Source organism: Micrococcales bacterium, assembly GCA_016703125.1.
Lineage (GTDB): Bacteria > Actinomycetota > Actinomycetes > S36-B12 > UBA10799 > JADKAV01.
Window position 1 is genome coordinate 219,848 of sequence record JADJCR010000001.1, and the last position, 12,849, is coordinate 232,696.

13 protein-coding genes are annotated in these 12,849 nt (G+C 67.6%); 9 read left to right on the forward strand and 4 right to left on the reverse strand.

What is annotated here, in order from left to right; genetic code table 11:
* The first annotated feature begins 4 nt into the window (after positions 1-4).
* The 9 genes from IPG68_01065 to IPG68_01105 all read left to right on the forward strand — a co-directional run bounded on the left by IPG68_01065 (position 5) and on the right by IPG68_01105 (position 10,085).
* Positions 5-1,030, forward strand: coding sequence for a glycosyltransferase (locus IPG68_01065; GenBank protein MBK6761943.1), 1,026 nt, complete (start codon positions 5-7; stop codon positions 1,028-1,030).
* A gap of 198 nt (positions 1,031-1,228) precedes the next feature.
* Complete coding sequence (locus IPG68_01070; GenBank protein MBK6761944.1) at positions 1,229-2,557, forward strand: exopolysaccharide biosynthesis polyprenyl glycosylphosphotransferase; 1,329 nt, start codon at positions 1,229-1,231, stop codon at positions 2,555-2,557.
* A 315-nt stretch (positions 2,558-2,872) separates the two neighbouring features.
* Complete coding sequence (rpsO, locus tag IPG68_01075) at positions 2,873-3,136, forward strand: 30S ribosomal protein S15 (GenBank protein ID MBK6761945.1); 264 nt, start codon at positions 2,873-2,875, stop codon at positions 3,134-3,136.
* A 159-nt stretch (positions 3,137-3,295) separates the two neighbouring features.
* On the forward strand, positions 3,296-5,500 hold the full coding sequence (locus IPG68_01080) for a polyribonucleotide nucleotidyltransferase (protein MBK6761946.1): 2,205 nt from the start codon (positions 3,296-3,298) through the stop codon (positions 5,498-5,500).
* Entirely contained in the window at positions 5,497-6,777 is a 1,281-nt protein-coding gene (locus tag IPG68_01085) for an insulinase family protein (protein MBK6761947.1), read from the forward strand. Before IPG68_01080 ends, IPG68_01085 begins: the two co-directional genes overlap by 4 nt.
* Positions 6,774-7,505 (forward strand): 4-hydroxy-tetrahydrodipicolinate reductase, encoded by a 732-nt coding sequence (locus IPG68_01090; GenBank protein ID MBK6761948.1) that lies wholly within the window; start codon positions 6,774-6,776, stop codon positions 7,503-7,505. The genes IPG68_01085 and IPG68_01090 overlap by 4 nt, the downstream gene beginning before the upstream one ends.
* Complete coding sequence (locus IPG68_01095; protein ID MBK6761949.1) at positions 7,502-7,876, forward strand: hypothetical protein; 375 nt, start codon at positions 7,502-7,504, stop codon at positions 7,874-7,876. The genes IPG68_01090 and IPG68_01095 overlap by 4 nt, the downstream gene beginning before the upstream one ends.
* A 107-nt stretch (positions 7,877-7,983) precedes the next feature.
* Positions 7,984-9,327, forward strand: a complete 1,344-nt coding sequence (locus tag IPG68_01100; protein MBK6761950.1) for an FAD-binding oxidoreductase — start codon at positions 7,984-7,986, stop codon at positions 9,325-9,327.
* Positions 9,324-10,085 carry an SDR family NAD(P)-dependent oxidoreductase gene (locus IPG68_01105; protein MBK6761951.1) on the forward strand — a complete coding sequence of 254 codons (762 nt, stop codon included), beginning with the start codon at positions 9,324-9,326 and terminating at the stop codon, positions 10,083-10,085. The genes IPG68_01100 and IPG68_01105 overlap by 4 nt, the downstream gene beginning before the upstream one ends.
* 18 nt (positions 10,086-10,103) lie before the next feature.
* Here the strand turns inward: IPG68_01105 and IPG68_01110 are convergent, their stop codons facing one another.
* The 4 genes from IPG68_01110 to IPG68_01125 all read right to left on the reverse strand — a co-directional run bounded on the left by IPG68_01110 (position 10,104) and on the right by IPG68_01125 (position 12,326).
* Positions 10,104-10,670: a dTDP-4-dehydrorhamnose 3,5-epimerase family protein gene (locus tag IPG68_01110; GenBank protein MBK6761952.1), complete on the reverse strand. Its 567-nt coding sequence runs from the start codon at positions 10,668-10,670 to the stop codon at positions 10,104-10,106.
* A gap of 96 nt (positions 10,671-10,766) precedes the next feature.
* Complete coding sequence (locus IPG68_01115) at positions 10,767-11,345, reverse strand: hypothetical protein (GenBank protein ID MBK6761953.1); 579 nt, start codon at positions 11,343-11,345, stop codon at positions 10,767-10,769.
* Entirely contained in the window at positions 11,263-11,616 is a 354-nt protein-coding gene (locus tag IPG68_01120; protein MBK6761954.1) for a hypothetical protein, read from the reverse strand. The genes IPG68_01115 and IPG68_01120 overlap by 83 nt, the downstream gene beginning before the upstream one ends.
* A complete protein-coding gene (locus tag IPG68_01125; GenBank protein MBK6761955.1) occupies positions 11,613-12,326 on the reverse strand; it encodes a hypothetical protein in 714 nt (237 codons plus the stop codon). The genes IPG68_01120 and IPG68_01125 overlap by 4 nt, the downstream gene beginning before the upstream one ends.
* Between the last annotated feature and the right edge of the window lie 523 nt (positions 12,327-12,849).

Genomic DNA, 12,849 nt, shown 5'->3' on the forward strand with positions numbered 1-12,849 from the left:
GGTCATGTCATCGGCGCCCATCACGGCGGTGATCCTCAACTACAACTACGCGAGATTCGTCGCAGAGGCGATCCGTGCCTGCCTGGAGCAGTCGGTGCCGTTCGAGCAGGTGATCGTGGTCAACGACGGTTCCACGGACGATTCCATGGACGTCATCGGGTCGTTCGACGGCATTGAGGTCCTCGACATCGACAACCGGGGCCAGACCGGCGCGTCGCGTGCTGGACTGGCGCACGCGGCAGCGCCGTACGTGTACTTCCTAGATGCCGACGACTACCCCGAACCGCAGATGGCCGAGGTGGTCGCCGGCTTATGCGACGGTGCCACGGTGAAGATCCAGTTCCAGATGCGTGGTGTCGACGAGTCCGGCCATGAACTGCGTTCGGTCTTCCCGACCTTCCCGCACGGCTACACGAGCGATCAGATGCGACAGGACAACCAGCGCCGCGGGTTCCACGTCTGCCCGCCGAGTTCGGGCAACGTCTACCTGCGATCGGTACTGGAGGGACTCGACCTGTCGATCCTCGACCAGTACGACGCGCTGGACGGGACCGTGGCACTGGTCATGCCCGAGCTCGGGCCGGTTGCCAGCGTCGGCGAGCCGTTGGCCTGTTACCGAGTCCACGGCGGTGGCACCAGTCAGTACGCGGTCCCTACCGCAGAGATCATGCAGCGGGACCTCCTGCGTCACCGCCGGCGCTGGTCGGAGGCTCTGCGCCTCGTCCCCGGGCTTTCGGCCCCGCCGACGGACTCCACCGAGTACGAGTGGGAGTTGCACTTCCTCGCAGAGGCACTGGGTGACCAGCGGCCGCGGGCCGCCACGACGCGGACGTACGCCGCACATCTGCTGGCCTCGCGGGACAGCCCGCGGCGCAAGGCGCTGCTCCTGGCCTGGGTGGTGGGAGTCTGGTTGGCTCCCCGCGCGCGGCGACGCACAATGGTGGCTGCCCGGCGCAGTTCGGCCAATCGGTCCGGTCGGCTCAACGACTTCTTGGATGCCGCGCTTGGTAGGTCCCGGCGGGGGCAATGACCTGCTGCTGGAACCCGCAACCAAGCGGACACGTCATACTGATGAGACTAGAGTTTGATTCCTCGGACGCACATCCAGGGGGCCGTGTCCGCAGTCACTCAAGTCGGAGCGGCGATGAGCCGATGCCAGGGTCATGACGTGGCCTGAATCCGGTGGTCCACCCAGTCCGAACTATGCATACGTGAGGCGGTGAGCAGGATGGGCGCAGCGACAGTGGGTATCCGCGAACTGCAGCGTCATCACCTGACCGCGCGCCGCCAGACCCTTGCGTTGATCGGTGTCGATGCCTTCGCGCTGGTCGTGATCACGGCGTTGTGGGCCGGCGCGGGCGTCGTCGAGGCGGCTGGCCTGTCCTTCGTCATCCTGTTCCGCTGGCGGCTCGGTTTGTACCGGGCGCGTTTCTCGCTGAGTTGCCTGGACGAACTCCCGCGTGCGGTTGAGGCGGGTCTCGCCGCGGCGGGGCTGTTCGCTGTCATGGGCATGGTCAGTTGGCTCGACCTGAGCATGACGGATGTGGCCTGGGTGGCTCTCACCGGTGTGCTGCTGGGGCTGCTGCGGGCACCGCTGTATCTGCTCTTACGAAAGCTGCGTCGCAACGATGTGGCCAGGGAGCGCATGCTTCTGGTCGGTGGTGGTCTAGTCGCCGACGCCATCGCGGAGATGGCCGAGGACAACCCCGACTATGGTCTCGACCTGGCCAGCCGGGTGCCGGACCTGCTCGACGTCGATCTTCCGCGCGCGGCGGCCGAGGCTGACGCGGGCACGGTGCTGGTGGCGTTCTCCCGGGCGTCCGAGGCCCGCGAGGTGTTCGAGATCCGGCGAGGCCTGGCCGCGGGCCTGACCGTCATGGCTGTGCCGAGGTATTTCGACCTCATCGGGGCCGACCGTGCCGACGACGAACTCTTCGGGGTGCCCGTCCTGCGCCTGGGTGCGGAGCAACCGACGTTCGGCCTGGTGGCCAAGCGGGGGATGGACATCGTGCTCGCGGCCCTGGCCCTTGTCGTGCTGAGCCCGGTCCTGCTCGTGGCGGGGTTCTTGGTCAAACGGGAGACCGGCGGCGGCCTACTGTTCCGCCAGACCCGCATCGGCAAGGGGGGGAAGGCCTTCGACCTGCTGAAGTTGCAGACGATGAAGCCAGTCGCCGAGAATCTGTCGGACACCACGTGGAGCGTCACCCCCGACAGTGAACGACTCGGCCGGGTGGGCGCCTTCCTGCGCAAGTCGTCGATCGATGAGTTGCCGCAGTTGTGGAACATCCTGCGTGGCGACATGTCGTTCGTGGGCCCGCGACCGGAGCGGCCGTTCTTCGTGGCGCAGTTCCGGGAGCAATACCCGCACTACGACGACCGGCTGCGCATGCCCGCAGGCCTGACTGGACTGGCGCAGATCCATGACCTGCGGGGCGACACATCCATCGACGACCGTGCGCGCTTCGACAACCGGTACGAGGACCACTGGAGCCTATGGTCGGATATCAAGATCATCTTGAAGACCGTGCCCAAGGTTTTCAAGGGCGCCGGCGGCTGAGGGGGCGCGCCCGCTGCAGAGGCGGCGGGCGCGAGGCCGCCACGGCGGCGACCGGGTGCTTCCGGCGGTTGTTGTGATGAAAGTACGGGGCCCGGGGGCCGGTGTGTGACCACGGTGCGGGGTGCCGGGCGGTCGGTCGCGCGCCGACGTCGCAAACCGGCAGGCCGGGCCGCCACACCCTCGCCACAACCGCTGAGCGCCGCCAGCGCCGCCCGGCGGACTCACCCACCCGCTACACTGGGGCCTACGGCTACTGATCGGACGCTCGGTAGACCGCTGTGTTGTTGCGTCCGCGTAGGAATCGGGACATACCCAATGGACACTGCCACCAAGCAGAAGATCATCAGTGACTACGGCACGGCTGACGGCGACACCGGCAGCCCCGAGGTGCAGGTCGCTCTGCTGAGCCACCGCATCGCCCACCTCACTGAGCACCTCAAGGAGCACAAGCACGACCACCACAGCCGCCGCGGACTGCTGCTGCTCGTGGGCCGGCGTCGCCGCCTGCTCGACTACTTGGCCCGCACGGACATCGAGCGCTACCGTTCGCTGATCGCGCGGCTGGGTATTCGCCGATAGCCCTGCGACGCCGCCGGGTGGCACCCGCTGCTCGGCGGCGTCACTGCACCAAACCCTGGGTCGCCTCGTACGCCTCGGTCCTCGGTGGTGACGGCCCGCGATGCGGACCGTCTCGATCGAAGACCGGCGCGGGTGGCCCCCTGACAAGAAGGAGCACCCGTGGAGGGTTCCACCATCCACTCCGCCGAGATCGTCCTGGACAACGGGCCGTTCGGCACCCGCACCATCCGTTTCGAGACCGGCCGGCTCGCCCGGCAGGCTGCTGGCTCGGCCGTGGCCTACCTCGACGGCGACACCATGTTGCTGTCGGCGACGACCGCCGGCAAGCACCCGAAAGAGCAGTTCGACTTCTTCCCCCTGACGGTGGACGTCGAGGAGCGGATGTACGCCCTCGGCCGGATCCCCGGTTCGTTCTTCCGCCGTGAGGGCCGGCCCAGCGAGGACGCCATCCTCACCTGCCGGCTGATCGACCGCCCGCTGCGCCCGACCTTCAAGAAGGGCCTGCGCAACGAGGTCCAGGTCGTCATCACGGTCCAGTCCCTGAACCCGAACAACCCCTACGACGTGCTGGCCATCAACGCGGCGTCGCTGTCCACGCAACTGTCCGGGCTGCCGTTCAACGGCCCGATCGGCGCGGTCCGGGTGGCCCTGATCGGCGAGCGCTGGGTGGCGTTCCCCAGCCACGCACAGATCGAGGAGGCCGTGTTCGACATGGTCGTGGCCGGCCGTGTGGTCGGTGACGACGTCGCGATCATGATGGTCGAGGCCGAGGCGACCGAGGACGTCGTGGAACTCGTCCGGGGCGGCGCTCCGGCGCCCACGGAGACCGTCGTCGCCGAGGGACTCGAGGCCGCCAAGCCGTTCATTCAGCAGTTGTGCGAGGCGCAGTCCGACCTCACCGGGCGTGCCGGCAAGGAGACCCGGGAGTTCCCGGTGTTCCTCGACTATCAGGACGACGCGTACGCCGCTGTCGAGTCCGCGGTGAGTGAGAAACTGGCACAGGCGTTGACGATCGCGGACAAGCAGGAGCGGGAGAGCGCCCTGGACGCGATCAAGGACGAGATCGCCGAGCAGCTGGCCGAGCAGTTCGAAGGTCGCGAGAAGGAGATCTCTGCCGCTCTGCGCGCGGTCACCAAGAAGCAGGTCCGGCAGCGGATCCTGCGCGACAAGGTGCGCATCGACGGCCGCGGCCTCACCGACATCCGGGCACTGTCCGCGGAGGTCGACGTGATCCCGCGGGCGCACGGTTCGGCACTGTTCGAGCGCGGCGAGACCCAGATCCTGGGCGTGACCACGCTGAACATGCTGCGCATGGAGCAGCAGCTCGACACGCTGAACCCGATGACCCGCAAGCGCTACATGCACAACTACAACTTCCCGCCCTTCTCCACCGGTGAGACCGGTCGGGTGGGAAGCCCGAAGCGCCGCGAGATCGGCCATGGGGCACTGGCGGAGCGGGCGCTGGTCCCGGTGCTGCCGAGCCGCGAGGACTTCCCCTACGCGATCCGGCAGGTGTCCGAGGCCCTCGGGTCCAACGGCTCCACCTCCATGGGGTCGGTCTGCGCGTCCACCCTGTCGCTGCTCAACGCCGGTGTGCCGCTGAAGGCGCCGGTCGCGGGTATCGCCATGGGCCTGGTCTCCGACGAGGTCGACGGCCAGATGCAGTACGTGGCGCTGACCGACATCCTCGGTGCGGAGGACGCCTACGGTGACATGGACTTCAAGGTCGCCGGCACCAGCGAGTTCGTCACGGCGCTGCAGCTCGACACCAAGCTCGACGGGATCCCCGCCAGCGTGCTCGCCGGCGCGCTGGAGCAGGCGCGTGACGCCCGCATGACGATCCTCGACGTGATGGGCGAGGCCATCGACGGGCCGGACGAGATGAACCCGCTGGCCCCGCGCGTGATCTCGCTGACCGTTCCGGTCGACAAGATCGGTGCGGTCATCGGCCCGAAGGGGCAGATCATCAACCAGATCCAGGACGACACCGGTGCCGACATCACCATCGAGGACGACGGCACGATCTATATCGGCGCCTCAAACGGTGAGGCCGCCGAAGAGGCGCGGACGATGATCAACGCGATCGCGAACCCGCAGATGCCCGAGATCGGCGAGCGGTACCTGGGCACGGTGGTGAAGACGACGAACTTCGGTGCGTTCATCTCACTGCTGCCGGGCAAGGACGGCCTGCTGCACATCACCGAGGTCAAGAAGCTCGTCGGCGGCAAGCGCATCGACAGCGTCGACGACGTGGTGAAGGTCGGCGACAAGATCCGCGTGCAGATCAAGGACATCGACGACCGTGGCAAGTTGAGCCTGGCGCCGGTGCTCGAAGAGGCCGAAGCGGACTCCGCCGAGCAGTGAGTCCGCGCTCCCAGGTGGTCCTGCGCGACCCTGGGGGGATCACTGTGCACCGCACGCTGATCCCCTCGGGGCCGCAGGTCTTCACGGAGGTGATCCCGGCGGTCCGGTCGGTGTCTGTGGGGGTCTGGGTCCCGATCGGTTCGCGGCATGAGACCCGGGCAACCGCCGGGGCGACGCATTTCCTCGAGCACCTGCTGTTCAAAGGCACGCGCCGGCGTTCGGCGCTGGACATCGCGGCGGACATCGAGGGGGTGGGCGGCGAGATCAACGCCTTCACCACCAAGGAGTACACCTGCTATCACGTCCGTCTGCTGGACGAGCACCTCGAGGTCGCCATCGACGTGCTCTCCGACATGCTCGGCGGATCGCTGCTGCGCCACTCCGACATCGAGGCCGAACGCGGGGTGGTTCTCGAGGAGATCGCGATGAGCGAGGACGACCCGCTCGACATCGCCCGCAACGAGCTGGAGCGGGCGATGTTCCATGGGCACCCGTTGGGGGCGCCCGTCGCCGGCACCACGGCCAGTGTCTCCGCGATGCGCAACGCGGCGATCCGCGGGCATTACCGGCGGTACTACACCCCCGACAACTACGTCATCACCGCGGTGGGCAGCGCCTCGCACCGGCGGGTGGTCTCCCTGGTGAGCAAGGCCTTCGGGCTGGCCGCCGAACCGGTACGTGCTCCCAAATCCACCAAAGCACCCCAGCATCCGCGTGGCGGGCAGGAGCGGCTGGGTCGCGCGTTCGAACAGGTCAACGTCTTGCTCGGATACCCGGGACTGCCGCGTCCGGACTCCCGCCGCTACGCCATGTCGGTGCTGCACACCATCCTCGGCGGGGGCATGTCCAGCCGGCTCTTCCAGGAGGTCCGGGAGCACCGCAGCCTCGCATACTCGGTCAGTGCCTTCCGGTCCGGATACAGCGACGCCGGGGTCTTCGGCGTGCACGCCGGCTGCGCCCCGGAGAAGTTGGACCAGACCCGGGAGGTCATTGAGGCCGTCCTGCACGAGGCAGCCACCGCCGGACTGTCCGCCGCTGAGGTGCAAGCCGCGAAGAACCAGGTCAAGGGCCAGATGGTGCTGGACCTCGAGGACCCGGGGATGCGGCTGATGCGACTGGGGACCCGGGCGCTGTTCGGCGAACCGATCATCGGATTGACAACCGGGCTGGCCCGCGTGGATGCCGTGAGCACGCGCGATGTGTGCGACCTGGCTGAGGAGATCCTGTCCTTTCCCGCTGTCGAAGTGGTCGTCGGTCCCTCGGAGGTGTCGGCATGATCCGGGTAGGCGTCGTCGGGGCGGCCGGTCGCATGGGCCGGACCGTGTGTGGGGCCGTCGACGCCGCCGAGGACATGGCGGTCCTGGCACGCGTCGACGTCGGCGACCCCTTGGAACTGGTCGACGACTGCGACGTGGTGATCGACTTCACCGCGCCGGATGTGGTCATGGACACGCTGCGGCACTGCGTCCCGGCCGGGGTCCACGTCGTGGTGGGCACCAGCGGTTTCGACGCCGCGCGGCTCAGCCAGGTCGAGCAACTCCTCGAATCGCACCCGCAGGTCGGCGTGCTCGTGGCACCCAACTTCAGCATCGGTGCGGTCCTGATGATGCGCTTCGCAGCCATTGCCGCGCCCTACTTCGAGTCGGTGGAAGTCATCGAGATGCACCATCCGGACAAGGTGGACGCGCCCTCGGGAACGGCGGTCCGCACCGCCGAGATGATCGCGGCCGCCCGCGACGGCAGGCGCAGCCCGGATGCGACGACCACCTCCATGGCGGGGGCCCGGGGGGCCAGCGTCGAGGATGTGACTGTGCATTCGGTCCGGCTGCGCGGGCTGGTGGCCCACCAGGAGGTGCTGCTCGGAGCCGCGGGGGAATCGCTGACGATCCGGCACGACAGCATCGACCGGGTCTCTTTCATGCCCGGGGTCCTGCTGGGCGTCCGCGAAGTCGGCCAGCATCCGGGACTGACCGTCGGACTGGACGAGTTCCTGGGCCTGGCATGACCGCGCGCCGGGTGGCGCTAGGTATGGCCGCGGCCTTCGCTGTCTACGCCGTGCTGGTCGCCTGGCGTGGCTGGGACTTCATCGCCTCGGGAGAACCGGTTGCCGTGGGGCTGGGGCTGGCCGTGCTGCTCCTGCCCGTGCTCGCTGGCTGGCTGGTCTGGCGGGAGGTCCGGTTCGGCTTCCGCATGCAGGAGCTCGCCGGGCGGATCGACATGGTCGACGAGCACAACCTTGAGGAACGCATCGAGGCGGCGCAGGCAGCCCCCGACGACTGGCTGGCCTGGTACTGGGCCGGGGTCGGGCTGCTGGAGGCCGGTGACAAGAAGCAGGCGCGGGCTGCGCTGGACCACGCCTGGGACGTGCGGAACTGACAGGCGGGAGGGTTGCCTTCGTCGGGGAGCGATACAACCCCGTTGTGTCTCTCCCGGATGCAGGTGTCTCTCCCGGATGCAGAATGACGGCCCCGTAGGCTTGCAGGGTGCCGGACATGACCCTTCAAAGCCTCACCGGTTGGGGCCGCTGCACGTGGTCGCAGGCGCATGTCGCACATCCCGCCGATGCTGGCCGGGCCGCCGAACTCGTGGCCGGCGCGACCTCGGTGCTGGGCCGCGGCCTCGGTCGGGCCTACGGGGACGCCGCGCAGAACGCCGGGGGTCTGGTCATCGCCACCGACCGGTTGCAGGACAGTTCCGCGCCAGGTCCGGTGATGGATGTCGCAGCTGGCGTTTCGATCGACGACCTCCTGCGGGAGACCGTGCCCGCCGGGTACTTCGTTCCCGTCACACCTGGTACCCGTTACGTCACCATCGGTGGGGCGCTGGCCTCCGACATCCAGGGCAAGAACCACCACGCCGACGGGGCGCTGTCGGCCCACACCGATTCCATCGACCTTGTGCTGGCCGACGGAGAGAAGGTCACCGTGGGCCCGGATCAGGATCCGGAGTTGTTCTGGGCCACAGCCGGCGGGATGGGCCTGACCGGGCTGATCACCGGGGCACGGATCCGGATGCGGCCCATCGAAACCTCGCAGTTGCTCGTCGACACCACCCGTGCGAAGAACCTCGACGACCTCATCGCGGCGATGTACGAGGCCGACTCCAGCCACCGCTATTCAGTCGCCTGGGTGGACACGCTGGCCACCGGCCGCACGCTCGGCCGCAGTGTCTTGACGGTGGGCGACTTCGCCGGTGTCGGGGACCTGCCGGTCAAGAAGCGCAGCCGCCCGCTCGCCTACTCCCCTGCGAAGCCTCTGACCGCGCCCACCACCATGCCCAATATGGCCCTGAACCGATGGAGTGTGTCGGCGTTCAACGAGATGTGGTTCCGCAAGGCCCCCAAGCACAGGGTGGGGGAGGTGCAGAGCATCCCCACGTTCTTCCATCCGCTGGATGGGGTGGCCGAGTGGAACCGCATCTACGGTACGCGCGGATTCCTGCAGTACCAGGTGATCGTTCCCGACGGTCATGAGGACCTGCTGCGCTCGATGCTGGAGCGCTTCGCCGCGGCGGCCTGCCCGGTCTTCCTGGCGGTGCTCAAGCGGTTCGGTCCCGAGGGCCCGAGCCCGATCACCTTCGCACTGAAGGGCTGGACGCTGGCCCTGGACATCCCCACGGACGTGCCCGGCCTCGCTCAGCTGCTCGACGACATGGACGACGAGGTCGCGCAGGCCGGTGGGCGCATCTACCTGACGAAGGACTCGCGGATGTCGCCGGCGACCTTTCGGGCGATGTACCCGAAGGCAAAGGACTTCCAGCGCGTGCGCGACCGGGTGGACCCTCAGCGCAAGTTCCGCAGCGACCTATCGGAGAGGCTGGGATTGTGATCGACTCACTGGGCAACGTGCAGAGCGTCCTGTTGATCGGGGGCACGTCCGAGATCGGGCACGCCATCCTCGAGCGACTCGCGCAAGGCGGACGGTTGCAGCGCGTCGTGCTCCTGGGTCGCAACGAGATGGCTTTGGAACGCACGGCGCAGTCCTGGCGCGACCGGGGCATGCAGACCCAGGTCATCGTGGCGGACCTCAGCGGTGAGTTGGATGTGCCCGTGCTCACGGGGCGCTGCTTCGACACCGGTGACATCGACGTCGTGGTCCTGGCCGCCGGCATCACGCCCGATGCGGAGGCGCTGACCGATCCGCAGGTGGCCCGCGATGTGGTGATGGTCAATTTCGTCAGCCAGATGCAACTCGGTACCGAGATCGTGCAGCGGCTGCGCCTACAGGGACATGGTGCACTGGTGGTTCTGTCGTCGGTCGCTGGGGAGCGGCCGCGGGCGGACAACTACCTGTACGGCGCCAGCAAGGTCGGACTGGATGCGTGGGCGAACGGTCTGGCCGACGCGCTGGTGGACGAGCCGCTGCGGATCCTCGTCGTGCGTCCGGGCATGGTGCGAACGCGGATGAGCGCCGGGCACAAGGAGGCTCCATTCACCTGCGATCCGGAGGATGTCGCCGAGGCGGTGGCCACGAACCTGCGGTCGGGCCCGGTGACGGTATGGGTGCCGCCGCAGTTGCGCTACTTCATGAGCGGTCTGCGCCACACGCCGCGACCAGTGTTCCGGCGGTTGTCCTCTATGCGGTGAGTCGCGCCGTTCGTGCCCTCACCCCACGTAGTGCGGCAACAACCCTTGGGCTGCGGCCTCCTTCAACGACGGGGCCAGGCGATCCTTGTCCGAGAGCACCGGGTCGGGTATCGGCCAGCGTATCGCCAGCGTCGGGCACAGAGGGTTGACGCCGTGCTCGATGGCCGGGTCGTAGCGATGTGAGAGCAGGTACATGACCGTGGCGTCCTCAGTGAGCGCCTGGAATCCGTGTCCGAGGCCCTCGCTGATCAGCACTGCCGACTTGCGTCGCGCGTCGAGTTCGATGGGGATCCAGCGGCCGAACGTCGGCGAACCGACGCGGATGTCCACCACCACGTCGGCCACCCGGCCCTGCACACACGTGACGTACTTCGCCTGCCCCGGCGGGACATCCGCGAAGTGGATGCCGCGCAAAGCCCCTTGGCGGGACTGGGAAACGTTGGCCTGCTGGACGCACCAGTCGGCGCCGGTGGCCTCGGCCAGGCGGTCGGGGCGGTACCACTCGTAGAACTCGCCGCGGTCGTCGACATGCGCGGCGGGAGTGACGAGGTAGGCGCCGGGGATGCGCAACGGTTCGATGACCACTCGCTCAGTCTGCCAGGGGTGTTGGTGGGTTGTGTCGGGCGTCTGGAAGGGCCCGCACCGTGGTGGGTGCGGGCCCTTCCAATTGGGTTCCTGGTGTTACCTCAGGATCCAGGATTTGCGCCAGGTGTTGGGTTTCCACTGGTCGGTGAAGCCTGGCTTGGGTTTGGTGCGCACGACGACGCTGACCTTGACGGCGTCGTAGCCCTTGGTCTTGACCGTGATGCGGCCCTTCTTGGTGACCTTGGTGTCGCAGAAGGCGGTCTCACCGGCGGCGGTGCTGCCCAGCGGGCGGCAGAGCACGACGGGTTTGAGCAGGACGCAAGAGGATTTCTTGGTCTTGATCTTGTTGGTGAAGACCTTGTTCCCGACCTTCTTCGGCTGCGGTTTGTGCAGCGTGACGTCGATCGGGCAGATCTTCTTGGCCACGACCGGGCTGACCACGGCCACCGTGAAGCTGTCCTGCGCGGTGACCTCGAGGCCGTTCTTGTCCTTACCGGACGCGACGGCGACGTTGGTGGTCGCCACGGTGATCGGCATGCTGCAGGTGAATGTCCACGTTTCGGTGGTCTGCAGTTTGTTGTCACCGTTGGTGTCACCGGACTGGTAGGTCACCGGTGCGCACTTGTCGTCGCTGACCTTCACCTGGTCCAAGGTGGTGTCCCCGGGGTTGGTCACCGTGTAGGTGTAGGTGACGGTCTCTCCGGGGTTGACCTGGGGTGGCTGAGGCGGTCTTCACGATGTTGATCCCGGGTTTGAGGATCTCGTTGGTCACCGTGACCGCGACCGTGCCGCCCTTCTCGCTGACCGTGACCTTGCCGTTGGCCGGGTCGTAGGTCGGTTCGGAGAACGACCAGCCGGCCGGCGGATCGGTCGGTTTGACCTCGCTGACGGTGCACTCGGTGCCGGTCGGGATCCCGTCGATCGTGACCGACTCCCCGGCCTTCACCTGCACGGTCTGCTTCGGGTCGTCACCGCACTTGTAGTCGATGTTGAACGCCGTGGCGTACCCGAGGCCTTCGGGTCGAACACCTTCGTGATCTTCAACGAGCCCAGGTCACGGGTGTTGATGATCGTGCACGTGACCTTCTGGCCCTTCTCCAAGGTGATGGTGTCGCCGTTGTTCAACTGGCCGTCGGCGTTGAGCGCCGGCACCTCGTCGCTGTCGTCGCTGAGGCACACCCAGTCGCTGGGGGAGTACCCACCCGGGCCGGTCTCGGCCAGGGTGTACTCGCTGCCGGCGTAGACGTCCTCGAACTGCCCCGACCCACCCGGGGTCGAGATGTTCAGCCCGTCATCCGGGGCAGCCGCCTTCGCGGTCAACGTCCAGTCATCCGGGTTGTTCTTCCCCTCGACCTGCTTGACCAGCTTCAACTGGGCTAGGTCACGGGTGTTGGTGATCTCACAGGTGACCTCGCCGTTCTTGGCGACGGTGACCTTGTTGCCGTTCTGGGTGACACCGGTGCCGGTGCAGACCCAGTTGCTGGCGGTGTAGTTGCCCGGCCCGTCCTCGGACAGGGTGTACTCGGTGCCGGCGTAGACCTCGGCCAGGGTGGTGATGTTGCCGGCCCGGTCGACGATGTTCTTGCCGGCGTTGGGGCTGCGGCGATGGCCGAGAGCTTCCAGTCGGCGGCGGCCCGCTGCCGTGACCTTCTTCACCACGGCCAGCTTCGCCAGGGTCACGGGTGTTGGTGATCTCACAGGTGACCTCGCCGTTCTTGGCGACGGTGACCTTGTTGCCGTTCTGGGTGACACCGGTGCCGGTGCAGACCCAGTTGCTGGCGGTGTAGTTGCCCGGCCCGTCCTCGGACAGGGTGTACTCGGTGCCGGCGTAGACCTCGGCCAGGGTGGTGATGTTGCCGGCCCGGTCGACGATGTTCTTGCCGGCGTTGGGGGCTGCGGCGATGGCCGAGAGCTTCCAGTCGGCGGGCACGCTGGCCCCGCCGTCGACCTTCTTCACCACGGCCAGCTTCGCCAGGTCACGGGTGTTGGTGATGGTGCACTCGGTCTGGGTGCCCTTCGGGACGGTGATCTGGTTGCCGTTGCTCACGTTCACGCCGTTGGTACAGGACCAGGTGCCGCCGGTGTAGTTGGCTGGCCCGGTTTCCCCGAGGGTGTAGACGACACCGCCGTTGATGGGTTCGAACGTCGGGTGGTTGCCCGGCTTGGAGTACGACGGGGC